The following is a 26,826-nucleotide window of genomic DNA, read 5'->3' on the forward strand; positions in this document are numbered from 1 at the left end:
ACTCGAAAAGGCCAATCAAGCAGGTGTCCACGTTTTATGGAACGTGGACACCTGGCGTTTTCAGTTTCATGAAGAGTCAAGCATTGAATGAAAAAGCCCCCGCAACCATAAGGCTGCGGGGGCTTTTCGTTGGTGCGCTTCAGATCACTCTTCCGCCACCTGCGCCGTGTTCTGGCGTTTCTCGATCAAGTCCACCAAGCGCTTGGCCAGTGCTGGGTAGTTCTCGTCGAAGTGGTGACCACCAGGAAGCTTCACCGCTTCGCCTACGGCCGTCTTGTCGGTGCAGCCGCTTTCGTCGGTTTCTTCTTCACCGTAGATGCACACGACCTTGGCCGGTGGCAGCTTGGCCATTTCCGGGCCGGTGGCGGCTTCTTTGCCGGCGTTGCCGAGCCAGCCTTCGACTTCGATTTCGAAGCTGCCGGTGCGGGCGAAGGCCAGCAGGATGATTGCGTCGACGCGCTGCTGCTCGGTTTCCGGCAGGCGGTTGTAGATGGCCGGCAGGACGTCGGCGCCGAACGAGTAGCCGGTCAGGATGAAACGTTTGGTGCCCCACTTCTGGCGGTAATGCTGCATCAGTTCGGTCAGGTCCAGCGCGCTCTGTTCCGGGCTCTTGTGCTGCCAGTAGTAGCGCAGGGTGTCGATGCCGACGACCGGGTAGCCGATCTTGGCCATTTCTCCGGCCACGTCGCGGTCCAGATCGCGCCAGCCGCCGTCACCGGACAGGAACAGGGTCACGGTGTCCTTGGCCTGGCCGGCAGGGACTTCCACCACCGGGATCTGCAGGCCGCCGTTGGCCTTGTCGCCGCCGACGAGGATCTTGCGCAGTTCGTTGTTCAGCACTTGCGGCAGGTTGATGTCGTAGTCGCTGATGCTGGTTTCGGCGTTCGGTTGGTCGCGCACGAAACCGGCGCTGGTGTCGTCCGGGTTATCGTTCCACGCCACCAGCCAGTGGCCGTGGGCGGCGGCTTTTGGCAGCAGGTGAGTGCAGCCGGGTTTTTCCAGGGCCAGGTCGACGGAGACGGCCTGGGCCTTGTCGTCCTTCTGCTCGGACAGCCAGCGCCACGCCAGGACGGCGCCGGGGCCGATGCCGCTGACCAGGGTCGCCGGGCCGTTCAGTTCACGCAGGCCCGCTTGCAGGGCGCGGCTTTGCAGCAGGCAGTCCTTGGGCAGGATCACCTGGACGATCTGCGCCGAGGCGCTGCGGCTCAGGGTGCTCAGTTGCTTGTCACTGAGCTTCTGGTCGTCGTTGACCGCCACCAGCACCTGAGCCTTGGGCTTGGTACCGGGGATGACCCGGGTCATGGCGGCGCCATCGGCCGGGGTGAGCTGTTCGAGGGTCGGTTCCGGTGCCGGGCGTTTGAGGTACCAGAAACCGCCACCGGCAATCGCGGCCAGCACCAGCAGTGCGACCAGGATGTACTTCAGGGAGCGTTGAATCATCAGCGTTTCACCAATCCAGTCAAGCCGCCCGCGATCAGGGCAGCAGTGTCGGCCAGCGCCACCAGCGGATCCAGTCCGGCGGGCACGGCCATATAACGGGGTTCCCAGTCAGGCTGGAACTTGTCTTTGAAGCGGCGCAAGCCTTGGAAGTTGTACAGCTGCTCACCACGGCGGAAAACCATCGAGCCCAGACGCTGGGTCAGTGGTGCCCCGCGCCGGGGTTGCAACCCCGACAGCGGCACCATGCCCAGGCTGAAGCGCGCGTATCCGTGACTCTTATAGTGTTGAATCAGACCGACCATCATGAATTCCATGGTCAGCTTGGGGGCGTCCGGGTGCGCGCGCATCAGGTCGAGACTGGCCAGGTCATGGCTGTAGGTCTCAAGCAGGTTGGCGAACGCTACAGGCCGGCCTTCGAAGCGAATCACCGCGATGCGGAAATGCTTCAGGTAATCGTCGCTGAAACGGCCGAGGGAGAAGCCTTTCTCGCGCACGTTCTTGCCGGTCAGCCAGGCATCGGAAATCACCTTGAGCTCATCCATTGGCGCCTGGCCCGGCTCATGGATTTCCAGTGACAGGCCATCGCGAGTGCCACGGTTCCAGGTGTAGCGCAGGTCCTTCATCTCCTTGCCCTTGGCTTCCAGGTCAAAGCGATGCAGATCGACCCGGGCTTCCTCGCCCAGCTTGATCGCGGTCAGGCCGATGTCCATGTAGTACGGCAGGTTTTCGGCGCGCACCTGATAGAACACCGGACGGGCGTGATGGATGTCGCACAGGTCGCGGAACTGCCAGATCATCTCGGCCCGTTGCTGGCCAGGGCCGATCGGGTCGTACAGGGCCACCAGACTGCGGCCGCGGCGGGCGTACATCAGGAAGGCTTCGTCGTTGGGATGAAACAGCAGCGCCTTGTCACCGGTCAGGGCGAGGCCGCCGTCCGGTTGCGAGGAGGCCATCAGGATCTTCGAGGCGCGTTCCAGCTCATCGGGTGTCGGCAGATGGATCACCGGGCGAGCGGTGCGCAGCAGCCAGGTCAGGGCGATCACCAGCAGCAACACGGCGGCGCCGAGCAGCGAGCGCAGACCGCGCGGGGCGTCGGCGTCGAGGGTGAACTGCCACCACAGTTGATGGCTGTACGGAACGTCCTGATAAGCGAACAGCAACAGCCAGGTCGAAGCACCGAGTACGCACAGGCTGGCCACCAGATACAGCGGCGAGAACGGCAGTTCGGTCAGACGGCTCGGGCGGTAGAACGAGCGACGGAACACCCCCAGCAGCGCGGCGGTGAGGGTCATCAGGGTCGCTTCTTCCCAGTCGAAACCCTTGAGCAGCGAGAGCAGGGCGCCCACCAGCAACAGAATGGTGGTCAGCATCCACGCCGCCGACAACCGGCGACGCAAGCCCTGGGCGAGCATCAGGCACAGCACGCCGATCAGGCTGGCGCCAAAGTGCGAGGCGTCGACCAGGCGGTGAGGAATCAGAAAGCCGATGTGTTCCAGACGGGTGTCGATCTCTGGCGTCGCGCCGGAAAACAGCAGCACCACGCCGGACAGGAACACCAGCACCGCGAGAATCGGTGCCGCCAGACCGGAGGCTGCACGCATCGTCTGCGACTGAAACAGACGCTGGCCTTCGTTGAGCAGCAACAGCACGCAGGCCACCAGCAACGGCAGCACCACATAGATCAGGCGATACAGGAGCAGGGCAGCGGCCAGTGGCGCGGCGCCAAGCTTGTCGGCGAACGCCGCGAGCAGAATCGCTTCGAAGACACCCACGCCACCCGGAACGTGACTGAGTACGCCCGCCGCTAACGCCAGCAGATAAACCAGCAGGAACGCACCGAAGGGCGGCGCTTCCGGCAGCAGCAGATAAAGGACGGTCGCAGCGGCGGCGACGTCGAGGGCGGTGATGACTAGTTGCAGGAAGGTCAGGCGGCGACCCGGCAGGCGCAGGGTACGACGACCGGCCCGGACCAGCAGGTTGTCCGGATAAGGTTGTTCCGGCAGGCGACGGCGATAGATGCCGATAGCCAGGATCGCGCCGAGCAGCAGCACCACGCCGGCAATCGTCCCCAACAAGGTCTCGGACAACCCCAGTGCCTGCGATGCAGCAGGCAGGTTGCTCAGGGTCGCAAGGGCAGCCAGCGGCGGCAGGGCGCAGCCCAGCGACAGGCTGGCGAACAGGGTCATGTGCGCAACTTCGGAAGCGCCCAGGCCATGCCGTGCATATAAACGGTAACGCACCGAACCGCCGGACAGCATCGACAGGCCGATGGCGTTGCCGATGGCAAACGCGGTGAAGCCGCCAAGGGCCAGAACTTTCGGTGCCAGCGTCACGCGGGCGTAACGACTGGCCGACCATTCATAGCCGAGCAGAATGATGAAGCCGACGACCGTCGCGCCGAGGGCGCCGAGCAGGGCCGGTTTCGGCACCTCCAGAATCGAGTCGTGCAGTGCGTCGAGATCGAGTTCGCTGAGCAAATGGCGACAGGCAATCAGCGCAATGGCGAACAACAGCAGTGTGACCGCCAGACCGATCGGCTGGCGGTATTTGCTGATCCGATCCAGCAGGCGCAGACGCTCAGGCTTGATCGGTGGGGTCGCTGTGACGGTGTCTTGTGAATCAGACGAGTTGGCGCGCATCAATCACCTCTTGGATTGTGCGCGACAGGATGGAGGTATCCAGCCAAGTTACCAATCCCTGTAGAAAAAAATAATCACAAAATACTACGCCTCTCACCGGGTATCGGCGAGGGCAGGTCTTGGATTGCAGATGCCTTGTCCGCGACTCAAGCATAGTCGCAACTCGGCGAATCTTCAGATCCTGAACGGTTCACTGCACAGTGACAGATCATTGTTGCGAAAGGACTTTTTCCACAGATACAAAAAAGGCCACTCTTTCGAGTAGCCTTTTTTGATGTTTGGTTGCGGGAGCCGGATTTGAACCGACGACCTTCGGGTTATGAGCCCGACGAGCTACCAGACTGCTCCATCCCGCGTCTGTGTGGCGGCATTCTACAGGCGAACGGCGAGGTGTCAACCGATAATCCCGTGATGGGTCAAATAAGTGTGCAATCGCGGCAAACGGTCGCAGGGGGAGCGCTAAGTTTCGGAATCCGAACGATTTCCGCTTGGCGCGACTGGATCCGAAAAACCGACGCGCACAAAAAAGGCCAATCTTTCGATTGGCCTTTTTTGATGTTTGGTTGCGGGAGCCGGATTTGAACCGACGACCTTCGGGTTATGAGCCCGACGAGCTACCAGACTGCTCCATCCCGCGTCTGTGTGGCGGCATTCTACAGAGGAACGCCGGAGTGTCAACCTTCAATTCGGATAAAACCTGTTCAGCTTCAATTGGTTAGCGCTGACGGACGGTCTTTTGCTCGGCTGCAGGTCAGGCAGGACAAGGGTTTTAGCTCTATTGGAGGTTGCTTTTCGATTGAGAAAATAAATTCAAAGGCGGTTTCCTACAAACTGAAAAGAACATTCATACCACTGGTGCTATATACAGGTGTCAGTGAGATACTGCCGGTCCGGCTCGCCATGTTTCCTTTTCTGTCATGACTCAGCGAAAAATCATCCACGTCGACTGTGACTGTTTCTACGCCGCCATCGAGATGCGGGATGACCCGAGCCTCGCCGGCAAGCCGTTGGCGGTGGGTGGCTCGGCGGACAGGCGCGGGGTGATCGCCACCTGCAACTATGAGGCGCGGGCCTATGGCGTTCGCTCGGCGATGTCGTCCGGACATGCCTTGAAGCTGTGCCCGGACCTGACCATCGTCAAGCCGCGAATGGACGCCTATCACGAGGCGTCGAAGGAAATTCATACGATCTTCAGCGACTACACCGACCTTATCGAGCCGCTTTCCCTGGACGAAGCCTATCTCGACGTCTCGGACAGCGCGCACTTCGGCGGCAGCGCCACGCGGATCGCCCAGGACATTCGCCGCCGGGTTTCCAATCAGTTGCACATCACCGTCTCCGCCGGCGTGGCGCCGAACAAGTTTCTGGCCAAGATCGCCAGCGACTGGAAAAAGCCCAACGGCTTGTTCGTGATTACCCCGGATCAGGTCGAAGACTTCGTCAGTGGCCTGCCGGTGAGCAAGCTGCACGGGGTGGGCAAGGTCACGGCCGACAAGTTGAGCAAGCTCGGTATCAGTGACTGTCTGCAATTGCGCGAGTGGGACAAGCTGGCGCTGGTGCGGGAATTCGGCAGTTTCGGCGAGCGTTTGTGGAGTCTGGCCCGTGGGATCGATGAGCGGCTGGTGCACAACGACAGTCGTCGTCAGTCAATCAGTGTCGAAAACACCTACGACGTCGATCTGCCGGATCTGCGCAGTTGCCTCGACAAGCTTCCGGAACTGTTGGAAACCCTGAAAACCCGCATGGCGCGGATCGACAGCAGCTACCGGCCGGGCAAGCCGTTCGTCAAAGTGAAGTTTCACGATTTCACCCAGACCACACTGGAGCAGGCCGGGGCAGGGCGGGATCTGGGCAGTTACCAGTTGATGCTGACCCAGGCGTTCAACCGAGGTGGCAAACCGGTGCGGCTATTGGGAGTAGGCGTGCGGCTGGAGGATTTACGCGGCGGGTTCGAACAAATGGAGCTGTTCGAGCGATAAGCGGACAAAAAAATGCCCGAAGCAGGTTCGGGCATTTTTTCAGGGGTTCAGTTCGGCCCCGGATCCGCCACCAGACGCCCCGCATCCCGGGTCAGGGACTTGAGGAATTCGGCCTGCAACTCAGGATCGTTGCGGGTCAGTTCAATCAGGCTTTGTTCCAGTTCACTGGCTTCTTCTTCCAGACCCAGTTCCGACAGACGCTTGACCCGGTGCACCCACTGGCTCACTTCGTCGTCTTCCAGATCGTCGTAGATCAGCCCGTGAGCTTCCAGCAGCTTGCCGCGCAGGTGACTGCTGATCGCCAGAGACGAGTCGGAATGCACGTCATCCTTGCCGTCTTCGACGCTGATCTGCAGTTTGCCTACATGATTGAGGTCGTTTTCGGCGAACGGGCTGTCCAGCAGGTTCAGACGCAACACGCCGTTGCGATCGGTGGTCATGTCGAAGGTCTGCTTGCCGGCCTTGACCTGAACCGGGCGCTCGCTCCACGGCAGGCTCGAATATTCCGTGCGCTTGTCGCGCTGGACTTCATCGATGCCGGCCAGGTTCTGTTGCGCGCGACCATTGGATTGCACGTTCATGAACGGGTTGAGCCCGGCGAAACCGTAGCTGAGCCAGTCCCGTGTCACGCTGTCGGGCAGATTGCCGAGGGCAAACACGTTGACCACGTTCGCGCCGACGCCGCCGACCACCGCCACCGCGCCCAGCGGAATCTCGTAGATCTCCCGCCATGGCTGGTAAGGCGTGTAACGGTCGTAATGGCGGGTGACCTCGAACTCGGTGACTTCGAAAGTCTTCTGTTCGTTGATCTTCACGCGCCGTTGCGGCAGCTCAAGCACCTTGGGCTCGCCGACATCGATCTGCAGGCTGTGATCGAGCAGTTTGCGCTCGACACGTTCCTCGTGCTCGCTGCGTTGTGACATGTGATTGGCACAGCCGCTGACCAGCAGGGTGCCGCACAGGGCGGCACCACCGAGGCCTAAGGTGTTTCGCTTGAACATGACGTCTCTATCTGGTTTCAGCGGCGGATACGGGCCTGAAGGAAGGACAGCACGTCGGCAACCGGCAGCGCTTGCGCCTGGCCTTCGGTACGGCTCTTGTATTCCAGGTTGCCTTCGGCGAGGCCGCGGTCGCTGACCACGATCCGGTGCGGAATGCCGATCAGCTCCATGTCCGCGAACTTGATGCCCGGGCTGGTTTTCTTGTCGCGGTCGTCCAGCAGCACTTCGAAGCCGGCCGCGGTCAGTTCCGCGTACAGCTTGTCGGTGGCTTCGCGCACCAGCTCGGTTTCATAGCGCAGTGGCACCAGAGCGATCTGGAACGGTGCCAGGGCGTCGCTCCAGATGATGCCGTTTTCGTCGTTGTTCTGCTCGATGGCGGCAGCCACCACGCGGGACACGCCGATACCGTAGCAACCCATTTCCAGGGTCACCGGCTTGCCGTTCTCGCCCAGCACTTCGCACTTCATCGCCTTGCTGTACTTGTTGCCCAGCTGGAAGATGTGCCCGACTTCGATGCCGCGCTTGATTTCCAGGGTGCCCTTGCCGTCCGGGCTCGGGTCGCCGGCCACGACGTTGCGCAGGTCGGCCACGGTCGGAACCGGCAGATCACGCTCCCAGTTCACGCCGAAGTAGTGCTTGTCGTCGATGTTGGCACCGATGGCGAAGTCGCTCATCAGCTCCACCGAACGGTCGATGATGATCGGCAGCGGCAGGTTCAGCGGGCCGAGGGAGCCGGCGCCGGCGCCGATGGCGTCACGCAGTTCGGCATCGGAGGCCATGACCAGCGGGCTGGCAACGCCTGGCTGGTTGGCAGCCTTGATTTCGTTCAGCTCGTGGTCGCCGCGAATGATCAGGGCGATCAGCTTGCCTTCTTCTTCGGCGTGCACGATCAGGGTCTTGATGGTCTTTTCAATCGGCAGATTGAATTTTTCCACCAGGGCCGCGATGGTCTTGGTGTCTGGCGTATCGACCAGACGCAGCTCTTCGCTTGGCGCGGCGCGCGAGGTTTCACGCGGCACGGCTTCGGCTTTCTCGATGTTCGCTGCGTAGTCGGAACCGTTGCTGAAGACGATATCGTCTTCGCCGGACTCGGCCAGTACGTGGAATTCGTGGGAGCCGGCACCACCGATCGAACCGTTGTCGGCTTCCACCGGACGGAATTTCAGGCCCAGGCGGGTGAAGATGTTGCAGTACGCTTCGTGCATGCGGTCATAGGTGATCTGCAGCGACGCCTGATCCGCATGGAACGAGTAGGAGTCCTTCATGATGAATTCCCGACCGCGCATCAGGCCGAAGCGTGGACGGATTTCGTCACGGAATTTGGTCTGGATCTGGTACAGGTTGATAGGCAGCTGTTTGTAGCTGCTCAATTCGTTGCGCATCAGATCGGTGATCACTTCTTCGTGGGTCGGGCCCGCGCAGAAATCACGACCGTGGCGGTCTTTGATGCGCAGCAGCTCAGGGCCGTATTCTTCCCAGCGCCCCGATTCCTGCCACAGCTCGGCCGGTTGGGTGCTCGGCATCAACACTTCCAGAGAGCCGGCGGCGTCCATTTCTTCACGAACGATGGCTTCCACCTTGCGCATCACTCGCAAGCCCATCGGCAGCCAGGTGTACAGGCCCGAGGCGAGTTTGCGGATCATGCCGGCGCGCAGCATCAGCTGATGGCTGATCACGACCGCGTCGGAAGGCGTTTCTTTCTGTGTGGCGAGCAAAAATTGACTGGTGCGCATGGTTGGCCGTTGTCGGTTGCTATGACTGGAAATGACGGAGCAGTGTAACGGCGAGATCCGCCGGCGTACAGAAGTGCAGCCCCGGCGCAAACCCTCTCGCCGGGTGCGAGATGTCTTACGATTCTTCCACGACGGAGGTCGGTGCAGGTTCCGGGGTCGGCGTCGGGCCTTCGCGGCGGCTTTCCTGGAACCAGTGCAGGGCGATCAGCACCAGGGTCGGAACGCCGAGCAGCGCGGTGATCAGGAAGAAGTTGTGATAACCGAACTTCTCCACCATCACCCCGGAGTAGCCGCCGATCAGGCGTGGCAGCAGGAGCATGATCGAGCTGAGCAGCGCGTACTGGGTGGCGGAGAACTTCAGGTTGGTCAAGCTCGACAGGTAGGCGACGAACGCTGAGGTGGCCAGGCCGGAGCTGAAGTTGTCGAGGGAGATCGTCACCACCAGCATCTGCAGGTTCGGGCCCATGTCGGCCAGCATCAGGAACAGCAGATTGGTGCCCGCCGACGCGGCGCCGCCGATGAACAGGATCGGCAGGATGCCGAAGCGCACGATCAGCAGACCGCCCATGCCGGCGCCGACGAGGGTCATGATCAGGCCGAAGATCTTGCTGACGCTGGCGATCTGGTCCTTGGTGAAACCCTGGTCGATATAGAACACGTTGGCCATCACGCCCATCACCGTGTCGGACATCCGATAGGTGGCGATCAGGCCAAGCAGCAGCAACGCCTGCCAGCGGTAGCGCAGGATGAAGTCGTTGACCGGCGTCAGCACTGGCGCCAGACCGCGACGTCCCATGGCCGAGAGGCACAGGCAGGTCAGCGTGGTGTAGAGAATTGCGCGCAGGAACGCCCGGTCTTCCAGCAGCAGGTCCAGCGGGCTCATGTCGCCAAACAGCACGCTGGCGAAATCGGTGTTGTAGAGCTGGGTGAACATGGCCGGCACGGAGACCAGCAAAATGATCAGCACGAACACCGACATCAACTGATGCATGAAGGTGTAACGCCCCGCCTGCAATTGGGTGCGCAACGGCACCGGCGGCTCGCGCATCAGCAGGGTGGTGAGCAGGGCAGGCACCATCAGGGCACCGAACAGCACGTAGGTGCCGGTCCAGGCCGAATGCTGGTACTTGAAGCCTGTAGAGCCGAAGCCCTCGGCGAAGAACAGCGCACCCGCGGTCGCGAGCAGGGCGGCGATCCGATAGCCGGACATATAGCTGGCGGCCAGCGCGGCCTGACGGCTGTCTTCGGCGATTTCCAGGCGATAGGCGTCGACCGCGATATCCTGGGTGGCGGAAGCGAACGCCACGACCACGGCGATGGCTATCAGCCAGGACAGGTGTTTCTGCGGGTCGCAAAAGCCCATGCCGATCAGGCCGAGGATTACCAGCGTCTGCGAGAGCACCAGCCACGAACGACGGCGCCCCAGCTTGCCCAGCAGCGGCAGGCGCCACTGGTCGAGCAGGGGCGACCAGACCCATTTGAAGGCATAAGCCAGACCGATCAGGCTGGCGTAGCCGATCGTCTCGCGGGCTACACCGGCTTCACGCAGCCAGACCGAAAGTGTCGAGAACACCAGCATGTACGGCAGGCCGGCGGCGAAACCCAGCAACAACAGCACGAGCGTCGAAGGACTGGCATAGGCGGCGAGCGCGGCGCGCCAGGTTTTACGGGGCATGGGCTGAAGTCTGCCTCAAGATTGCGAAAACAAAGCGCGCACTCTAACCGCTGTGCTCTACCGGACGCCAGCCATGGCGCCGAATATCCACACGATTGTTCAGGACGGTGATGCCTTCCATACGCAATCGCGCCCGCTGTTCGTCCCCGGACGGGCTGCCCGCCGGCAGGCTGATCCGACCGCCGGCGCCGAGCACGCGGTGCCAGGGCAGTTTGGTGTCGCCGGGCAATTGGCTCAGGGTCCGACCGACCCAGCGGGCGGCGCGCCCCAACCCCGCCAGTTCGGCCAACTGACCATAGCTGACGACTTTGCCCTCAGGCACTTGGGCGAGGGTGGAATAGAGTGCCGTGCGTCGGATTTGCGGATCGTTTTCGCAGGCATGCATCGGGTCTGTCACGTGCGCGGTTCCTGAACTTGATCGCGTTATGTGCTTAAGCGTAATCGGTGGATGGGCAATTGAGAAATGAACTCAACAGAATTAGCCGGGTCACTCCTTGTCAGGGAATTATTCCTACGGATAATGCCGACCCTTTTTTCGCAAACTTGAGTCTTCGATTCGCTTATGTTGTCCAGAACCCTGCTGTGCCTTGCTGTCTTCAGTGCGTCCACACCTTTGCTTGCCGACACCGTCTGGTTGAAGAACGGTGACAAGCTGAGCGGTAAAATCACGCTGTTCGACGGCGGCAAGTTGCTGGTCCAGACCCAGTACGCCGGGGCCGTCACCATCGACTGGAAGCAGGTCAAGACCCTGGAGAGCGATCAGGAATTGCTGGTCAAGCAGGACGCCTACAACGGCGAGAAGGCCAAGTCCCTGAGTGCTGCCGAAGAGGGCAAGGTCACATTGGCCAACGGCGAGGCGCCGAAAACCGTGGAGCTGGCGAGCATTCAGCAGATTCTCAAGCCGAAGCCGGTGGTCGAGGATCTGGTGTGGAAGGGCAACGTCGATCTGGCGCTCGACTACCAGCGCGCCGAGAAAGATACCGACGACTACGATGTCGGCTTCAAGACCACTGCTCGTCACGGCCGCTGGCGCCATATCGCCGAGGGCGAATACAACCGCGAAGTGCAGGACGACGTGACCACCACCGACAACTGGCGCGCCGAGTACTCGCTCGACCGCTTCCTCACTGATCAATGGTTCTGGCAGGGGCGGTTGAACTACAAGCGCGATCACATCGAAGAGCTGGCGCGCCAGCGCGTGGTGGGTACCGGCCCGGGTTACCAGTTCTGGGATGACGAGCTGGGAGCGTTCTCCCTGGGTTCGCTGCTCAACCGAACCGATTACGAGTACCGCGATGGCAGCAAGGACAACTTCTATTCGGTCGCCATGAAGTGGGACTACAACCGCTACCTGATCGGCAAGAAGGTCGAGTTCTTCACCAATGGCGAAGTCGGCAAGCCACTCTCCGGCGTAGCCGATTATGCGCTGGATGCGGAAATGGGCCTGCGCTACAAAGTCACCGAGTGGGCCTCGCTCAACCTCAAGGCCGAACGCGACATCATCAGCGGCACCGAGGATGCGGACCTGAGCAAGACCCGCTACACCGCCGGTTTCGGCGTGGCCTGGTAAGCAACGCAAAAGATCGCAGCCTTCACGGGCTGCGATCTTTTTTTGCGCCCGGAAAAACAGACGCCCACAAAAAAGCCCCGCTTTTGAGGGCGGGGCCTTTTTCTAAAGAAGCTACAAGTTAGATAACTTGTACTTCTTCAGCTTGCATGCCTTTCTGACCGCGGGTAGCGATGAAAGAAACCTGTTGGCCTTCTTTCAGGCTTTTGAAGCCGTCGGATTGGATAGCTTTGAAGTGAACGAACAGGTCGTCACCGGATTGTGGAGTGATGAAGCCGAAGCCTTTTTCATCGTTGAACCACTTAACGGTACCGGTTTGGCGATTAGACATGGTGTAACTCCTTGAACAAAGATAACTGCGACTCAGGAAGAACCCTGGCCGAGACTGAGTGCAAAGAGCAGGAAAAATTCTTGTAGATGGTTGGATCGAAATTCAACATATCGTGTAGAGATTCTCAGTGACACAAGCAGCACAGTGGCGCCACCTTAACCCTTTTTCCGGAACGTGCCAATGCTTCTTGCGAAGGTTTCTCTGTTTTAGGGATCGACGGTGTGACGGTTCGTCGCGAAGCCGCGTAAATCCCGCACGTTCGGCGAGAATTGCACCCCGCACTTTGAACCCGGCGGCGCGCCCGGTAAGATGCCGGACAGATTTTTCCACCTCGCTATTCAGGACACCCGCCATGAGCATCAAATCGGACAAGTGGATTCGCCGCATGGCGCAGGAACACGGCATGATCGAGCCGTTCGTCGAGCGTCAGGTACGTGGCAGCGACGACAGCCGTGTGATCTCCTACGGTGTGTCGAGCTACGGCTACGATGTGCGTTGCACCAATCATTTCAAGGTGTTCACCAACATCAATTCGGCCATCGTCGATCCAAAAAACTTCGACGCCGGCAGCTTCGTTGATGTCCACAGCGACGTCTGCATCATTCCGCCGAACTCCTTCGCCCTGGCCACGACCGTTGAATACTTCCGTATTCCACGCAACGTCCTGACCATCTGCCTGGGCAAGAGCACCTACGCTCGCTGCGGCATCATCGTCAACGTCACTCCGCTCGAACCCGAGTGGGAAGGCCAGGTGACCCTGGAGTTCTCCAACACCACCAACCTGCCGGCGAAGATCTACGCCAACGAAGGCGTGGCGCAGATGCTGTTCCTCGAATCCGACGAGGAATGCGAAGTCTCCTACAAGGACCGTGCGGGCAAGTACCAGGGCCAGCGTGGCGTGACCCTGCCGCGCACCTGATCCGTCCATCCGGCAGTTACCGGGAATTCTTCGGCGGGTAGACACTCTATGGGGTGTACTGCCCGTTTCGCGAACAGCGGGACGGGCCTTCGCCGAGGAGTGCTCCATGAAGATCGATCCGCAAATCACTGCCGAACTGGCAAGGCTCGAGCCCAATCAGGTTGGCGTAATGGCCTGGTCGTTGTTGGCACCCCCCCCCATCACCACGGCCGGCGGAATCCCTCACCAGCCCGATCCCGATACCCCCAACGAAGAACCGACCGAGCCCGGCGAACCTACGTTGCCGGACAAACCGCCCCCCGCGCCCGTCGCCTGATTGAACGTATGGCCCGTCGGCTGAATCCTGAACAGGACGTCAGCCGACGGGCCATATTTCGTTGTCGCCAATGACGAAGATCCGACTGCTGTCTTCCTTCTCTACCGGATAACCGCCGGTGAAGGCGCCGAACGCCGGCAACAGGCTGATGCGTTCCCCCAGCCTGAAACACGCCAGCCGCAAACGCTGGCGCCCCTTGCCGATCAATCGATAAACCGGGTGTATGTGCCCTGCGAGGACATGCCGTTCAGGGTGCGGATCCGGCTCGTGCTGCAGCGAGAAGGGGCCCAGCAGCATGGGCTCCGGCACCACCCGGATATTCAGCGACTGCGGTGGATCGCCCGCCCGCTTGTCATGATTGCCGCGAATCAGCGTGATGGGCAGATCCTTATGCCGTTCGCGCCACCGAGCCAATTCGTTCAAGGTGCCCGTGGCGTGGGAGCCGGGCCCGTGCAGAAAGTCCCCAAGAAAGATCAATTGCCGACATGGCAGTTTCGCCAGCAACTGCTCGATCACGGCAATGTTGCTGGTCGTAGTGCCCTGCGGCACCGGCTGTCCCAGGCGACGATAAGCGGCCGCTTTGCCGAAATGCACATCGGCAATCAGCAGCGTCTGCTGCGCCGGCCAGTACAGCGCCTTTTCCGGCAGCAACCAGAGGTCTTCGCCTGCCAGACGCACGGGGTAAGGCGCGTTCATCAGGATTGACCCTTGTCGGCGGTGTTCTCCAGATCGCCGACCATACGCCGGATCCGGTCAGCGAGTTTTTCCGAGCTCATGCTTTCGCGCATGCGTTCCACCAGCAATGGAAAGCCGAGCGGTGTCGGACGTTTGATCAAGTGCATATCGAGTTTCATCCGGTTGATTCGCTCCAGTGTCTGTTCCAGTCGACGAATATCCAGTTCTTCCCGCAGGACTTCTTCCCCAGCCTGCGCCAACAGCAGATTGTCGGCGTCGTATTGTTTGAACACTTCGAAGAACAGCCCGCTGGAAGCCTGGACCTGACGAGTGCTTTTTGGCGCACCGGGATAGCCGGCAAACACCAGTCCGGCAATCCGCGCAATTTCCCGAAACCTGCGCAGCGCCAGTTCGCCTGCGTTGAGGCTGGCCAGCACATCCCTCAACAAACCCTCGGGACTGAGCAGGGCGCGATCCAGTTGCGAGGACCAGTCGATGGGCGTGGCGCTGAGCAATTCCAGTCCGTAATCGTTGACCGCAATCGAGAAGGTCACAGGCACGCGCTGACTGACCCGCCACGCCAGCAGGCTGGCCAGCCCCAGATGCACCTGACGTCCGGCAAACGGATAGAGGAAAAGGTGCCAGCCTTCGCGGGATTTCAACACTTCGGCCAGCAGATTGTTGACGGTCGGCAGGCCTGACCAGCGCATCTGCGTTTGCAGCAACGGTTGCAATGCCTGCATTTCCGGTCCGGCAAACTCACCGTGCGCCGCCGCGCTGAAACGGCTGACCACCGCTTCGGCCAATTCATTGGAGAGCGGCATGCGCCCGCCGTTCCAGCGCGGCACCGCGGCTTTTTTCGCCGTGCTGCGTTTGACATAGGCGGTCATGTTTTCCACCCGCACCAGCTCCAGCAAGCGACCGGCGAACAGAAACCCATCGCCGGGTTTGAGGCGTGCGATAAAGCCTTCTTCAACGCTGCCCAGTTGTTTGCCGCCACCGCCCTTGCTCCAGAACTTCAGATGAATGCTGGCATCGCTGACGATGGTGCCGATGCTCATCCGATGACGGCGCGCCAGGCGGGCGTCGGGGACGCGCCAGATCCCGTGTTCATCCGGCTCGACCCGGCGGTAATCCGGATACGCCGTCAGCGACATCCCGCCGTGGCGTACGAACGCCAGCGCCCAGGCCCAGTCCGCGAGCGTCAGGTCACGATAGGCCCAGGCACCACGGACTTCTTCGTACAGCTCATCGGGAACAAAGCCACCGCCCAGGGCCATGCTGACCAGATGCTGCACCAGCACATCCAGCGGTTTGTGCGGGGACAGTCGCGGTTCGATCCGCCGCTGCGCTACGGCATCGCCGGCGGCTGCAGCTTCGATCAGCTCCAGGCTGTGGGTCGGCACCAGGGTGACCCGCGACGTTCTGCCGGGCGCATGCCCCGAACGTCCGGCACGCTGCATCAGCCGCGCCACGCCTTTGGCGGAGCCAATCTGCAGCACCCGCTCCACCGGCAGGAAATCCACCCCCAGATCCAGACTGGAAGTGCAGACCACGGCTTTGAGTTGGCCGTTCTTCAGCGCTTGTTCGACCCAGTCGCGAGTGTCACGGGACAGCGAGCTGTGGTGCAGGGCGATCAATCCGGCCCAGTCCGGCCGCGCTTCCAGCAAGGCCTGATACCAGATTTCCGATTGCGCCCGGGTGTTGGTGAACACCAGGCTGCTGGCGCAAACGTCCAGTTCGGCGACCACCTGCGGCAACATCTTCAGACCGATGTGCCCGGCCCAGGGAAAGCGTTCGATCGCCGGTGGGAGCAGCGTGTCGACCTTGAGCGACTTTTCGCTTTGCCCCTGAATACTGACGCCACCGCCCTGTGGGATCAGCACCTGTTCGGCGTGGGACTGATTGCCGAGCGTTGCGGAAACGCCCCAGACGATCAGCCCCGGGTGCCAGCGCCGCAGGCGGGCGAGGGCCAGTTGCAATTGCACGCCGCGCTTGTTGCCGAGCAATTCGTGCCACTCATCCACCACGACCATGCGTAGCGTCGACAGCGCCGTTTGTGCGTCCGCCCGGGCGAGCATCAGGGTCAGGCTCTCCGGGGTGGTGATCAGCGTGGTGGGCAGGCGTCGGTTCTGCCGGGCGCGCTCGCTGCTGCCGGTGTCGCCGGTGCGCAGGCCGACGCTCCAGGGAATCTGCAGGTCGTCCAGCGGCGCTTGCAGGGCGCGCGCGGTGTCGGCGGCCAGCGCCCGCATCGGGGTGATCCACAACACGGTCAGCGGTTCGGCGGGCGGCTTGCGTTTACGGGTGGTTTCAGCAACAGGCCCGGAGCGGGCAAAGCGATTGAGCGCGGCAAACCACACCGCGTAGGTTTTACCGGCACCGGTGCTGGCGTGCAGCAGGCCGGACTCGCCACGTTTGACCGCGGCCCACACCTGTTTCTGAAAGGCGAACGGCTTCCAGTCGCGGGCGCTGAACCAGTGTTTGGCGAAGTCGGTGGAAGTGCCCATGCCGGCGACGTGTGCTCTGAAGATGTTCCTTCAATGACCGCGCCGACCGGGCAATAGTTTTACTTGAGATTGCCGCTGAGAAATTGCTTCAGGCGTTCGCTCTTCGGATTGCCCAGCACCTCTTCCGGCGCGCCTTCTTCCTCCACCAGCCCTTGATGCAGGAACAGCACCTGGCTCGACACCTTGCGCGCAAAGCTCATTTCGTGGGTGACCATGATCATGGTCCGGCCTTCCTCGGCCAGGCCCTGAATCACCTTGAGCACTTCGCCGACCAGCTCCGGATCGAGCGCCGAGGTCGGTTCGTCGAACAGCATGACTTCCGGCTCCATCGCCAGAGCCCGGGCGATGGCCACGCGCTGTTGCTGACCGCCGGAGAGAAACGCCGGGTACTGATCGGCCACCCGTGCCGGCAGACCGACTTTTTCCAGATAACGTCGCGCGCGGTCGTCGGCTTCCTGCTTGCTGCAACCCAGCACCCGGCGCGGGGCCATGGTGATGTTTTCCAGCACGGTCATGTGGCTCCACAGGTTGAAATGCTGGAACACCATCGCCAGCCGCGTGCGCAGGCGTTGCAGTTCATCGGCGTCGGCGACGTGCATGCCGTGGCGGTCGGTGACCATGCGGATCGCCTGGCCGTCGAGGCTCATCGCGCCGTCGTTGGGTTGTTCGAGAAAGTTGATGCAGCGCAAAAAGGTGCTTTTGCCCGAGCCGCTGGCGCCGATCAGGCTGATCACGTCGCCGGTCCTGGCCTTGAGCGACACGCCTTTGAGCACCTGATGGTCGCCATAGCTTTTGTGCAGGCCTTCAACGGTCAATTTGTACATGGGACAGGCATCCTCAAGGCGAAAGTAGATAGCCGCTGCGATAGGCTTCGGCGCCCGCGACGTGGGCGATCACCATCCCGGCGGTGGCCATGCGCCGCAGCGAGCGGGCATAGAGCAGACCGGAAGCGGTGCAATGGACTGGCGTAACCCGGTCGTTGATCGGGTCGATGATTTCGGCGATTTTCTGCCCGGCTTCCAGAAACTGGCCGGGCGTGGCGCTGAAGACCAGCAGCCCGCCGACAGGAGTGGCCACCGGTTCCACACCGGCCAGCGGTGTGGCCGGATGTGGCAGGGCCGGCAAGGCTTTGGGTTCGCCGACAATGGCGCCGAAGTGGATCAGGTAATCGATCAGCGCCTGGCAATCGCGACTGGCCAGCGGATGGGTGACATCCCCCTGACCGCGCAGCTCGACGGTGACCGAGAAACTGCCCAGCGGTATCTCGAAGTGTTCGCCGAAGCGCTCCTTCAATTGCCACCACAGCAGGGTGAAGCACTCGTCGAACGACTGGCCGCCGGAGTCGGTGGCCAGCAGGCTCGCCTGGGATTCGATATAGCGCGCCAGCGGCTCGACCTGCGGCCAGGCCTCGGGCGTGGTGTAGAGGTGAACCACGGACTCGAAATCGCAGTGCAGGTCGAGCACCATGTCCGCATCGCAGGCCAGCCGTTGCAGGGTCAGGCGCTGGGATTGCAGCTGAGTCGTGGCGGTGTGGCGGGCGAGGGCGTTGCGCAGGCTGGCGCGGATCAGCTCGAGGTTGCGCTGCGGCTCATCGCTCAGTTGCGCTTCGATTTCGTTGCCGATTTCTTCGCTGAGGTCGACGAACCAGCGGTTGAAGTTCTGCCCGCTCTCCAGCTCGTAGCGGCCCAGCGGCACGTCCATCAGCACCTGTTCGAGGCCGACCGGGTTGGCTACCGGCACCAGCACGATTTCGCTGCGCAGGCGGCCGGCGGCTTCCAGCTCCGCCAGACGCTGCTTGAGGTGCCAGGCCACGAGCATGCCGGGCAGTTCGTCGGCGTGCAGCGAGGACTGGATGTAGATCTTGCCCTGGGCCTTGTCCGGGCCGAAGTGAAAGCTGTGGATCTGTCGTGCGGTCCCCGGCAGCGGGGTCAGCAGGTCGTGTATCTGATGACGCATCTCTAAAGGGTCCTAGTGGGTCGGGCCGAGGAACGCCAGCCATCGGCGTTCGGCAAGGCGGAACAGGCCGACCAGCGCAAAGGTGATGGTCAGGTAGATCAGCGCGGCGATGCCGAACGACTGGAAGGTCAGGAAGGTCGCCGAGTTGGCGTCCCGCGCGACTTTCAGGATGTCGGGGATGGTCGCGGTGAAGGCCACGGTGGTCGAATGCAGCATCAGGATCACTTCGTTGCTGTAGTACGGCAACGAACGGCGCAGCGCCGACGGCATGATCACGTAGGCATACAACTTCCAGCCGGTCAGGCCGTAGGCCTTGGCCGCTTCGACTTCGCCGTGGTTCATGCTGCGGATCGCCCCGGCGAAAATCTCCGTGGTGTAGGCGCAGGTGTTGAGGGCGAAGGCCAGGATCGTGCAGTTCATCGCATCGCGAAAGAAACTGTCGAGCAGCGGCTGCGCGCGCACGGCGGCCAGGCTGTAGATCCCGGTGTAGCAGATCAGCAGCTGGATATAGAGCGGCGTGCCACGGAACAGGTAGGTGTAGAACTGCACCGGCCAGCGAATGTAGAAGTGCGAGGAAACACGGGCAATCGACAGCGGAATCGACACGATGAAACCGAAGAAGATCGAGGCGCTGAGCAGCCACATCGTCATCGCAAGGCCAGTGATGTTCTGACCGTCGGTATAAAGGAAGGCTTTCCAGTATTCCTGCAGGAGTTCGATCATCGTACGGCCTCCCGGGCACCGGCGGCGTAACGGCGTTCGAGCCAGCGCAGGATGAAATTCGAGGCACTGGTGATCAGCAGGTAGATCAACGCGGCGAGGACCAGGAAGTAAAACAGTTGATAGGTGCTCTTGCCGGCATCCTGCGCGGCCTTGACCAGATCGGCCAGGCCGATGATCGAAACCAGCGCGGTGGCCTTGAGCATCACCATCCAGTTGTTGCCGATGCCCGGCAGGGCGAAGCGCATCATTTGCGGAAATACCACGAAGCGAAAGCGCTGGCCACGCTTGAGACCATAGGCGGTGGCGGCTTCGACCTGACCGCGCGGCACGGCGAGAATCGCCCCGCGAAAGGTTTCAGTGAAGTACGCGCCGTAAATGAAGCCCAGGGTCAGGACCCCGGCGCTGAACGGGTCGATCTCGATGTATTCCCATTCCAGGTAATCGGTGAGCGTCGTCAGCCAGGTTTGCAGGCTGTAGAAGATCAGCAGCATCAGCACCAGGTCCGGCACCCCGCGAATCAGCGTGGTGTAGAGCTGGGCGGGCAGGCGCAGCAGTTTGACTTTTGACAGCTTGGCGCTGGCGCCGAGCAGGCCGAGCAACACGGCCACCAGCAGCGACAACGCCGACAATTTGATGGTCATCCAGGTGCCCTCCAACAGCAAAGGGCCAAAACCCTTGAGGCTGAAGGCGGAGAGCCCCAGATTTTGTAAGAGGTTTTCGAACATAAATCAGCAACCTGACTGAATGAAAAAGGCGCCCATCGAGGATGGGCGCCGGGGCATTATTTGCCGCTGTACAGATTCAGATCGCCAAAGTGTTTCTTTTGAATCTCGGCGTATTTGCCATCATCGTGTAACGCTTTGATACCTTTATCCAAAAGCGCTTTCAGCTCGGTGTTACCTTTCTTAATACCGACAGCGGTCTTGGCTGGCAGCAAGTGGTTGTCGACCGGCTTGCTGACTTCATAATCGGCGCCCTGCGGCGACTTCAGAAAGCCCAGTTCGGCCTGCAACATGTCCTGAATGCCCGCATCGAGACGGCCGGAAGTCAGGTCGGAATACACCTGGTCCTGGTTCTGATAGGCCTGGGTTTTCACACCGGCCTTGTCCAGCACGGCTTTGGCATAGGCTTCCTGGATGGTGCCTTGTTCGTAGCCGACGGTTTTGCCTTTCAGGGAAGCGACGTCGTCGGTGATACCCGAACCTTTTTTCGACACGTAGGCCGTCGGGCCGGAGAACAGCTCGCTGGAGAAGTCGATGACTTTTTCACGGGCTTCGGTAACGGTCATCGACGAGATCACGCCGTCGAATTTATTGGCCTTGAGGCCCGGAATCATGCCGTCGAAGTCGCTTTCGACCCATTTGCACTTGACCTTCAGCTCGGCGCAGATCGCGTTGCCCAGATCGATGTCGAAGCCAACCAGGCTGCCGTCTGCCGCTTTCGATTCGAACGGTGCGTAGGAAGGGTCAACGCCAAACCGCAGTTCTTTGTATTCCTTGGCCAGCGCGGAGCCGGCGGCCATGCACAACGCCAGTGCAGAAAGGGTCAGCAATGCTTTTTTCATTATTCAATCCCTAAGAACCAATATGAGCGCTTGTGGCGCGGAATGATTGTTACTGGAGCGCTTACGACTTATAGAAAGTAGCAATTTCCGAACCAGAGTCCCGAACAAGTGTTTTAAAAGGTGTAGCAAGTGCATGCCGGGGCCGGTCAGTGCACGAAAACGGGCACGGAGAATCAGTTGCACTGTTTATGGGCGTGATTGTTCCCATGCTCTGCGTGGGAATGCCTCAATGGACGCTCTGCGTCCGGCGCTGGATGGGACGCGGAGCGTCCCGGCTGCATTCCCACGCGGACGGTTCGACGCTTCGACGTGGGAACGATCGGGGAGGCGTGGGGGAAGGGATCAGACCAACAGGTCTTGCAAGGTCGCCAGGCTGTCGGCCTCGTCCACGGTTTTGTCCTGGCGCCAGCGCAACATGCGCGGGAAGCGCACGGCGATGCCGCTCTTGTGTCGGCGGGAGAGGGCGATGCCTTCGAAACCCAGTTCGAACACCAGACTCGGCTTGACGCTGCTGACCGGGCCGAATTTTTCGACTGTGGTCTTGCGCACGATGCTGTCGACTTCGCGCATTTCCGCGTCGGTCAGCCCGGAATAGGCCTTGGCGAAGGGCACCAGCGCCCGGGCACTGGAACCAGGCGGGCCGTCCCACACCGCAAAGGTGTAATCACTGTAAAGGCTGGCGCGGCGACCGTGTCCGCGCTGGGCGTAGATCAGCACCGCGTCGACGCTGAACGGGTCGACCTTCCATTTCCACCACACGCCCATGTCCTTGGTGCGGCCGACGCCGTACATCGCGTCCCGGGCCTTGAGCATCATGCCTTCGACCCCCAGGCGCCGGGAGGCTTCACGCTGGCGGGCGAGATCGAACCAGTCGTCACCGGTCAGGGTCGGCGACGGCAGCAGCACCGGGTTGTTGCAGCGGGCGATGACCTGCTCCAGTTGCTCGCGACGCCTGACCTGGGGCTGGTTGCGCCAGTCTTCGCCCTGCCATTCGAGCAGGTCGTAGGCGAGTATCACCACCGGCGCGTCTTCGAGGATTTTGCGGTCCAGTGACTTGCGGCCGATCCGTTGTTGCAACAGTGCGAAGGGTTGCACCGCCGGGGCTTCTGTCGACTGCGGATCGAACGCGTCTTCGGTGACCGGGCGGTTGTTCTTCCAGACTACGATCTCGCCGTCGAACACCGTGCCGTCGGGTAAACCGTGCAGCAGCGTGTCGAATTCGGGAAAACGCTCGGTGACCAATTCCTCGCCGCGCGACCAGACCCACAGTTTCCCGTCACGCTTGACCACCTGTGCGCGAATGCCGTCCCACTTCCATTCCACCTGCCAGTTGCTCGGCGGCCCGAGCAGGGCGTCGAAGGTTTCAACCGGTTGCGCCAGCGCATGGGCGAGGAAGAACGGGTAGGGCTGGCCGCCGCGCTGGGCGTGCTCGTCGCTGGATTCGGGGGCGATCAGTTTCAGGTAAGCGGCGGCGTTCGGCCGGTTCGACAGGTCGGTGTAACCCACCAGCCGTTGCGCCACGCGTTTGCTGTCGAGCCCGGCCATGGAAGCCAGAGCGCGGGTCACCAGCAATTTGGACACGCCGACCCGGAAGCTGCCGGTGATCAGTTTGATGCACAGCATCAGGCTCGGCCGATCCAGTTGCGCCCACAGAGCGGGCAATTGGTGGGCGAGGTATTCCGGGGTTTCACCGCGCAGGGGCAGCAGTTTGTCTTCGATCCATTCGGCGAGCCCGGCCTGCGACGTGTGCGGGTGTTCCGGCAGCACCAGCGAAATGGTTTCCGCCAGATCGCCGACCGCTTGATAGCTCTCCTCGAACAGCCATGGCTCAAGCCCGGACGTTTCAACAGCGAGTTCGCGCAGAACTCTCACCGGAACCAGTTGCCGTGGCCGCCCGCCGGACAAAAAGTACACGGCCCAGGCGGCATCTTGTGGTTGCGCCTGGGCGAAGTAGGTTTGCATCGCCGCCAGTTTGGCGTTGCTCGAGGTGGTGGCGTCGAGTTCGGCGTATAACCCGGCGAAGTCTTTCATGGTTGCACCTCGGCCATCGCAGGCGTGGCGCTGGAAAGCTCTTCTTCATCGTCACCGTATTCGGTGTTGAAACCTTGTGCGTCCAGCCCTTTTTCACGCAGATGCCGCACCAGCACGCCAATCGAGCCGTGGGTGACCATCACCCGCTCGGCGCCGGTCTGTTCGATGGCCCACAACAGGCCGGGCCAGTCGGCGTGATCCGAGAGTACGAAACCGCGATCCACGCCGCGCCGCCGACGGGTGCCGCGCAGGCGCATCCAGCCGCTGGCGAAGCTGTCGCTGTAATCGCCGAACCGGCGCATCCAGCTGCTGCCGCCGGCCGACGGCGGGGCGATGACCAGCGCCTGGCGCATCATCGGGTCGTTCTTCTTCACATCGCCGGCGTAGATGGTTGGCGGCAGGTAGACGCCTGCCTCGCGGTACACGCGGTTCAGCGGCTCCACCGCACCGTGACTGAGGATCGGCCCGAGGGTTTCGTCGATGCCGTGGAGAATCCGCTGGGCTTTGCCGAACGAATAGCAGAACAGCACGCTGGCCTTGCCGGCCTCGATGTTGGCCTGCCACCACTGATTGATTTCGGCGAACACCTGCGCCTGCGGCTGCCAGCGGTAGATCGGCAGGCCGAAGGTCGATTCGGTGATGAAGGTGTGGCAGCGCACCGGTTCGAACGGCGCGCAGGTGCCATCGGGTTCGATCTTGTAATCGCCTGACGCGACCCAGACTTCGCCGCCGTATTCCAGCCGCACCTGGGCCGAGCCGAGCACATGACCGGCGGGATGAAAGCTCAGGGTGACGCCGTGGTGGGTCAGGCGCTGGCCGTAGTCGAGGGTTTGCAAGTTGATGTCCGCGCCCAGACGCGCACGCAAAATCCCTTCGCCGGCGCTGGCGGCCAGGTAATGCTGATTGCCGCCACGGGCGTGGTCGCCGTGGGCATGGGTGATTACCGAACGCTCGACGGGCCGCCACGGGTCAATGTAGAAATCCCCGGCAGGGCAGTAGAGGCCTTCGGGGCGGGCGATAACAAGGTCCATGGCATTACCGGAATGGAGGGACTTGTTAGCTATGAGGTTGGCGCGAAGTCAGAAGTTCTATTGATTTTCTGAACTGTCGCATGATCGTTCCCACGCTCTGCGTGGAATGCCTCAAGGGACGCTCTGCGTCCAGTGACGCGGAGCGTCACGGGCTGCATTCCCACGCAGAGCGTGGGAACGATCGAGACTGTGGGGGGGGATTACTTGCCGGGAGTCAGGGTCAACCGCGTCTTGCCATACACCCGGTCAAAGTTCTGCGGCTGCATCGGCAAGCCAATGTACTGGCCTTTGAGCCACGGATCGATGCCGTTCAGGTAGTTCGGGCTGACCGGATTCCCGGATTGCCCCGTCCCGTTCTGCCCCATCAACGGCTCGCTCTGACCGAAGTCGACGATGAAACGCATCGACGGCGCACGGGTGGTGTTGAAGTCCTGGCCCCAGGCAAACGCCGCGGTGTTGAGCGTGGTGTGGTCGCCGCCCCCCGCGATCGGGCCGCGAACGGTCTGGCCGCTGGCATTCTTCCACTCGTAGCGGTGCAGTTTGCCCCACTGCCAGGCTCTGCGATCACCGCCCAACTGACTGTCGCCAGCGCTGATCGCTGCCGCCAGGCTGCGGGCGAGGATCGCCGGTTTGTCTTCTTTTTGCGGGGTGCGGGCGTCGTCCCAGAACGGACTGTCTTCGCGGCCCAGCAAGTGATCGGCCTGGGCGGCGTAGGACAGATCGCCATTGGCGACAAAGGCTTTCCACGCCGGGCTGCCTTGCGGGCCGAGTTCGTCGAGGAAGATCTGCTTCATGCTTTCCTGCAGGAACAGCTCGTAGATCGCCGCATCGGCGGAAGTCGGGCTGAGCTTGCCGTCGAACGCCATCAAGCGGGTATAGGCTTCGCGCGCCTTGCTGCGCTCGGCTTCCGGCAGTGCGTCGATCGCCTGTTTCAGCGGCTGCGCCATGCCCGGTGCCTCGAACATTTTCTTCAGTTTGGCGGCGAAGGTGGTGGTCTGGTCGTACTGCATGGCGATCACGCTGCGACCGTCATGTTTGCCGCTGCCGGCCAGTTCCGCCAGGCGCTCGCCACGTTCCGGCGCCGCCCAGGAATTCGACAGTTGCATGCCGTAGCCGTGAGGAATGACCCGCTGGTTGGCGGTGCCGAGCCAGCCCTGGGCCGGATCCTGATCGTAGGGGTGGAGCATCGGGTCGGCGTAACCGTCCCAGTCGTAGCGACCTTCCCAGCCCGGCGACGGCAACAGGCCTTCACCTTCGCGGCGGTTGGGGAAGCGCCCGGTAACTTGCCAGCCAATGTTGCTGGCGTCAGCAAACACCAGGTTCAGCGCGATGGCGCGGATTTCCCGGCTGGCGTCCGAAGCGCGTTCCACGTTCTGGGCGCGGCTCAGATCGAAAAACGCATCGAGGGATTTGTCATCGGTGAAGCTCGGGGTCTGCAAGGCCAGGCCAAAGCCTGCGCCCTGAGCAGCGGCCTGGGTGCTGTTGAGCAGCGCGCCATGGCGGGTTTCGTACACCGCTTCACGAATCGGCCGCTGGCCTTTGACGAAATAGGTTTCGTTGCGCACGGCGACCGGTTGCCACTTGCCGTTGACCTCGTAGGACAACGTGCTGCCCTGACGACGGATTTTTTCCAGGAACAAGTCCTGGTTATCGCCGAGCACGCTGGTCAGGCTCCACGCCACCTTGCCGTTGAAACCGCCGAGCACCATCGGCAGACCGGCCACGGTCACGCCGGCGGCCTGGTATTTCGGCGCGCGGATCTGCACGAAACTCCACAGCGACGGCGCGGCCAGCGGGCCATGGCTGTCGCTGGCCAACAGGCTCTTGCCGCTGCGGCTGCGTTGCGGGGCGATGGCCCAGTTGTTCGACGACTGAGTGCCCAGCAGGTTGAGGGCGGCCAGTTGTTCGCTGGCGTTGCTCAGCTCCGTCAGCCCCGGAATCTGCCCGTTGAGCTTGATGCCTTGCAGCTTGTCGGCTTCGGCCAGCGGCAGGTTTTCGTCGGGAGCGGACGGGGTCAGCCACGCCAGTTTGTCGTTGGTCACGGTCTGCGCCAGCACCAGCGAAGCGATTTCTTCCGGCAGGTTGGCCGACTGGCTGAAGTTCAGCAGGCAGAAGATCAGCGCCGAATCTTCGGGTTTCCAGTATTCAGGCTTGTAGCCGCTGGAAGCCAGATCCCCCGGCAGTTTGTCGGCGTAGCGGAACAGGTAGGCGTTGACGCCCCGGGCATAGACTTCGAAGAAGCGCTTGAGCCGTGGCGACGAAGCCTTGTACAGCTCGCCGGCGCTTTTCTTCAGGTTGACGGCGCGCATGTAGCGGTCGGCGTCGAGCATCGACGAACCGGACATTTCCGCCAGACGGCCCTGAGCCAGCAGGCGCAGGGTGACCATCTGATTGATCCGGTCGCTGGCGTGCACGTAGCCGAGGGCGAACAGTGCGTCGTGGAAGCTGTTGCTTTCGATCAGCGGCATGCCCATGGCATTGCGGCGTACCGAAACGTTCTGCGCCAGGCCCTTGAGCGGCTGCACACCGGAGGTCGGCGGGAGGGTGTCCTGGGCGTTCCAGGTCTGACAACCGGTCAGGCTCAGAACACCGGCCACTGCTGCGGCAACGCCGAACCGGGGAAGAAAATGTGAAAGGGCTGGCGAGGCCATGGCAAAGCTCCTGCGGGGGTGTAGAGGCTGGGGGCGCAATAAAGCCGCTACGTTAGTGAGCAGGAGGGGGCCGCGCAAGCGGGGCGAG

Annotated in this window: 21 protein-coding genes and 2 tRNA genes; 4 read left to right on the forward strand and 19 right to left on the reverse strand. The window is 61.9% G+C overall.

The genetic code is table 11. The features are described 5' to 3' along the window. Window positions 1-144 precede the first annotated feature (144 nt). The 4 genes from CAG25_RS17440 to CAG25_RS17455 all read right to left on the reverse strand — a co-directional run bounded on the left by CAG25_RS17440 (window position 145) and on the right by CAG25_RS17455 (window position 4,716). Window positions 145-1,440 carry a virulence factor family protein gene (locus CAG25_RS17440; protein ID WP_064593891.1) on the reverse strand — a complete coding sequence of 432 codons (1,296 nt, stop codon included), beginning with the start codon at window positions 1,438-1,440 and terminating at the stop codon, window positions 145-147. Next, the gene (mprF, locus tag CAG25_RS17445; protein WP_085612343.1) at window positions 1,440-4,079 is read right to left on the reverse strand and encodes a bifunctional lysylphosphatidylglycerol flippase/synthetase MprF; all 2,640 of its coding nucleotides are present in this window, start codon (window positions 4,077-4,079) and stop codon (window positions 1,440-1,442) included. The genes CAG25_RS17440 and mprF overlap by 1 nt, the downstream gene beginning before the upstream one ends. A 279-nt stretch (window positions 4,080-4,358) precedes the next feature. Beyond that, window positions 4,359-4,435, reverse strand: a tRNA-Met gene (locus tag CAG25_RS17450). 204 nt (window positions 4,436-4,639) lie between these two features. Further along, window positions 4,640-4,716: transfer RNA gene (locus CAG25_RS17455), tRNA-Met, on the reverse strand. Between the two features lie 280 nt (window positions 4,717-4,996). On the opposite strand from CAG25_RS17455, the gene dinB reads away from it, so the two are divergent. Further along, window positions 4,997-6,058, forward strand: a complete 1,062-nt coding sequence (gene dinB, locus CAG25_RS17460; RefSeq protein WP_085612344.1) for a DNA polymerase IV — start codon at window positions 4,997-4,999, stop codon at window positions 6,056-6,058. 47 nt (window positions 6,059-6,105) lie between these two features. Here the strand turns inward: dinB and CAG25_RS17465 are convergent, their stop codons facing one another. The 4 genes from CAG25_RS17465 to CAG25_RS17480 all read right to left on the reverse strand — a co-directional run bounded on the left by CAG25_RS17465 (window position 6,106) and on the right by CAG25_RS17480 (window position 10,852). Next, window positions 6,106-7,059 carry a hypothetical protein gene (locus CAG25_RS17465; protein ID WP_039771323.1) on the reverse strand — a complete coding sequence of 318 codons (954 nt, stop codon included), beginning with the start codon at window positions 7,057-7,059 and terminating at the stop codon, window positions 6,106-6,108. 17 nt (window positions 7,060-7,076) lie between these two features. Continuing rightward, on the reverse strand, window positions 7,077-8,792 hold the full coding sequence (locus tag CAG25_RS17470) for a proline--tRNA ligase (RefSeq protein ID WP_039771325.1): 1,716 nt from the start codon (window positions 8,790-8,792) through the stop codon (window positions 7,077-7,079). 115 nt (window positions 8,793-8,907) lie between these two features. Then, a complete protein-coding gene (locus CAG25_RS17475; RefSeq protein WP_011332760.1) occupies window positions 8,908-10,467 on the reverse strand; it encodes an AmpG family muropeptide MFS transporter in 1,560 nt (519 codons plus the stop codon). A 43-nt stretch (window positions 10,468-10,510) separates the two neighbouring features. Then, window positions 10,511-10,852 carry an MGMT family protein gene (locus CAG25_RS17480; protein ID WP_011332761.1) on the reverse strand — a complete coding sequence of 114 codons (342 nt, stop codon included), beginning with the start codon at window positions 10,850-10,852 and terminating at the stop codon, window positions 10,511-10,513. Window positions 10,853-11,029: 177 nt separating this feature from the next. On the opposite strand from CAG25_RS17480, the gene CAG25_RS17485 reads away from it, so the two are divergent. Beyond that, window positions 11,030-12,037, forward strand: coding sequence for a DUF481 domain-containing protein (locus CAG25_RS17485; RefSeq protein ID WP_074691375.1), 1,008 nt, complete (start codon window positions 11,030-11,032; stop codon window positions 12,035-12,037). Between the two features lie 118 nt (window positions 12,038-12,155). Here CAG25_RS17485 and CAG25_RS17490 read toward each other — a convergent pair whose 3' ends face one another. Beyond that, window positions 12,156-12,365: a cold-shock protein gene (locus CAG25_RS17490; RefSeq protein ID WP_002554837.1), complete on the reverse strand. Its 210-nt coding sequence runs from the start codon at window positions 12,363-12,365 to the stop codon at window positions 12,156-12,158. Between the two features lie 352 nt (window positions 12,366-12,717). On the opposite strand from CAG25_RS17490, the gene dcd reads away from it, so the two are divergent. Then, on the forward strand, window positions 12,718-13,284 hold the full coding sequence (gene dcd, locus CAG25_RS17495) for a dCTP deaminase (protein WP_007954988.1): 567 nt from the start codon (window positions 12,718-12,720) through the stop codon (window positions 13,282-13,284). A 106-nt stretch (window positions 13,285-13,390) separates the two neighbouring features. Continuing rightward, a complete protein-coding gene (locus CAG25_RS17500) occupies window positions 13,391-13,600 on the forward strand; it encodes a hypothetical protein (protein WP_085612345.1) in 210 nt (69 codons plus the stop codon). A 39-nt stretch (window positions 13,601-13,639) separates the two neighbouring features. Here CAG25_RS17500 and pdeM read toward each other — a convergent pair whose 3' ends face one another. The 10 genes from pdeM to CAG25_RS17550 form a co-directional block, all read right to left on the reverse strand. Further along, window positions 13,640-14,296 carry a ligase-associated DNA damage response endonuclease PdeM gene (gene pdeM, locus CAG25_RS17505; protein WP_085612346.1) on the reverse strand — a complete coding sequence of 219 codons (657 nt, stop codon included), beginning with the start codon at window positions 14,294-14,296 and terminating at the stop codon, window positions 13,640-13,642. Further along, the gene (locus CAG25_RS17510; RefSeq protein ID WP_085612347.1) at window positions 14,296-16,782 is read right to left on the reverse strand and encodes a ligase-associated DNA damage response DEXH box helicase; all 2,487 of its coding nucleotides are present in this window, start codon (window positions 16,780-16,782) and stop codon (window positions 14,296-14,298) included. The genes pdeM and CAG25_RS17510 overlap by 1 nt, the downstream gene beginning before the upstream one ends. 59 nt (window positions 16,783-16,841) lie before the next feature. Next, on the reverse strand, window positions 16,842-17,606 hold the full coding sequence (locus tag CAG25_RS17515; RefSeq protein WP_039771333.1) for an ABC transporter ATP-binding protein: 765 nt from the start codon (window positions 17,604-17,606) through the stop codon (window positions 16,842-16,844). Window positions 17,607-17,619: 13 nt separating this feature from the next. Next, window positions 17,620-18,738, reverse strand: coding sequence for a succinylglutamate desuccinylase/aspartoacylase family protein (locus CAG25_RS17520; protein ID WP_085612348.1), 1,119 nt, complete (start codon window positions 18,736-18,738; stop codon window positions 17,620-17,622). A 12-nt stretch (window positions 18,739-18,750) separates the two neighbouring features. Beyond that, a complete protein-coding gene (locus CAG25_RS17525; protein WP_085612349.1) occupies window positions 18,751-19,461 on the reverse strand; it encodes an ABC transporter permease in 711 nt (236 codons plus the stop codon). Then, complete coding sequence (locus CAG25_RS17530; protein ID WP_064593908.1) at window positions 19,458-20,186, reverse strand: ABC transporter permease; 729 nt, start codon at window positions 20,184-20,186, stop codon at window positions 19,458-19,460. Before CAG25_RS17530 ends, CAG25_RS17525 begins: the two co-directional genes overlap by 4 nt. A gap of 56 nt (window positions 20,187-20,242) precedes the next feature. Then, window positions 20,243-21,025, reverse strand: coding sequence for a transporter substrate-binding domain-containing protein (locus CAG25_RS17535; RefSeq protein WP_011332769.1), 783 nt, complete (start codon window positions 21,023-21,025; stop codon window positions 20,243-20,245). Window positions 21,026-21,367: 342 nt separating this feature from the next. Continuing rightward, window positions 21,368-23,056 (reverse strand): ATP-dependent DNA ligase, encoded by a 1,689-nt coding sequence (locus tag CAG25_RS17540; protein ID WP_085612350.1) that lies wholly within the window; start codon window positions 23,054-23,056, stop codon window positions 21,368-21,370. Continuing rightward, window positions 23,053-24,087, reverse strand: a complete 1,035-nt coding sequence (locus tag CAG25_RS17545; RefSeq protein WP_085612351.1) for a ligase-associated DNA damage response exonuclease — start codon at window positions 24,085-24,087, stop codon at window positions 23,053-23,055. The genes CAG25_RS17540 and CAG25_RS17545 overlap by 4 nt, the downstream gene beginning before the upstream one ends. A gap of 200 nt (window positions 24,088-24,287) precedes the next feature. Next, window positions 24,288-26,738, reverse strand: coding sequence for a penicillin acylase family protein (locus CAG25_RS17550; protein ID WP_085612352.1), 2,451 nt, complete (start codon window positions 26,736-26,738; stop codon window positions 24,288-24,290). Between the last annotated feature and the right edge of the window lie 88 nt (window positions 26,739-26,826).

This window comes from Pseudomonas sp. B16(2017), from assembly GCF_002113205.1.
GTDB classification, from domain to species: Bacteria; Pseudomonadota; Gammaproteobacteria; order Pseudomonadales; family Pseudomonadaceae; genus Aquipseudomonas; species Aquipseudomonas pharyngis.

Excerpts from the sequence above, each read along its gene's own strand:
- CAG25_RS17440 (WP_064593891.1), bottom strand. The coding sequence starts at position 1,440 with ATGATTCAACGCTCCCTGAAGTACATCCTGGTCGCACTGCTGGTGCTG.
- mprF (WP_085612343.1), bottom strand. The coding sequence starts at position 4,079 with ATGCGCGCCAACTCGTCTGATTCACAAGACACCGTCACAGCGACCCCA.
- dinB (WP_085612344.1), top strand. The coding sequence starts at position 4,997 with ATGACTCAGCGAAAAATCATCCACGTCGACTGTGACTGTTTCTACGCC.
- CAG25_RS17465 (WP_039771323.1), bottom strand. The coding sequence starts at position 7,059 with ATGTTCAAGCGAAACACCTTAGGCCTCGGTGGTGCCGCCCTGTGCGGC.
- CAG25_RS17470 (WP_039771325.1), bottom strand. The coding sequence starts at position 8,792 with ATGCGCACCAGTCAATTTTTGCTCGCCACACAGAAAGAAACGCCTTCC.
- CAG25_RS17475 (WP_011332760.1), bottom strand. The coding sequence starts at position 10,467 with ATGCCCCGTAAAACCTGGCGCGCCGCGCTCGCCGCCTATGCCAGTCCT.
- CAG25_RS17480 (WP_011332761.1), bottom strand. The coding sequence starts at position 10,852 with ATGCATGCCTGCGAAAACGATCCGCAAATCCGACGCACGGCACTCTAT.
- CAG25_RS17485 (WP_074691375.1), top strand. The coding sequence starts at position 11,030 with ATGTTGTCCAGAACCCTGCTGTGCCTTGCTGTCTTCAGTGCGTCCACA.
- CAG25_RS17490 (WP_002554837.1), bottom strand. The coding sequence starts at position 12,365 with ATGTCTAATCGCCAAACCGGTACCGTTAAGTGGTTCAACGATGAAAAA.
- dcd (WP_007954988.1), top strand. The coding sequence starts at position 12,718 with ATGAGCATCAAATCGGACAAGTGGATTCGCCGCATGGCGCAGGAACAC.
- CAG25_RS17500 (WP_085612345.1), top strand. The coding sequence starts at position 13,391 with ATGAAGATCGATCCGCAAATCACTGCCGAACTGGCAAGGCTCGAGCCC.
- pdeM (WP_085612346.1), bottom strand. The coding sequence starts at position 14,296 with ATGAACGCGCCTTACCCCGTGCGTCTGGCAGGCGAAGACCTCTGGTTG.
- CAG25_RS17510 (WP_085612347.1), bottom strand. The coding sequence starts at position 16,782 with ATGGGCACTTCCACCGACTTCGCCAAACACTGGTTCAGCGCCCGCGAC.
- CAG25_RS17515 (WP_039771333.1), bottom strand. The coding sequence starts at position 17,606 with ATGTACAAATTGACCGTTGAAGGCCTGCACAAAAGCTATGGCGACCAT.
- CAG25_RS17520 (WP_085612348.1), bottom strand. The coding sequence starts at position 18,738 with ATGCGTCATCAGATACACGACCTGCTGACCCCGCTGCCGGGGACCGCA.
- CAG25_RS17525 (WP_085612349.1), bottom strand. The coding sequence starts at position 19,461 with ATGATCGAACTCCTGCAGGAATACTGGAAAGCCTTCCTTTATACCGAC.
- CAG25_RS17530 (WP_064593908.1), bottom strand. The coding sequence starts at position 20,186 with ATGTTCGAAAACCTCTTACAAAATCTGGGGCTCTCCGCCTTCAGCCTC.
- CAG25_RS17535 (WP_011332769.1), bottom strand. The coding sequence starts at position 21,025 with ATGAAAAAAGCATTGCTGACCCTTTCTGCACTGGCGTTGTGCATGGCC.
- CAG25_RS17540 (WP_085612350.1), bottom strand. The coding sequence starts at position 23,056 with ATGAAAGACTTCGCCGGGTTATACGCCGAACTCGACGCCACCACCTCG.
- CAG25_RS17545 (WP_085612351.1), bottom strand. The coding sequence starts at position 24,087 with ATGGACCTTGTTATCGCCCGCCCCGAAGGCCTCTACTGCCCTGCCGGG.
- CAG25_RS17550 (WP_085612352.1), bottom strand. The coding sequence starts at position 26,738 with ATGGCCTCGCCAGCCCTTTCACATTTTCTTCCCCGGTTCGGCGTTGCC.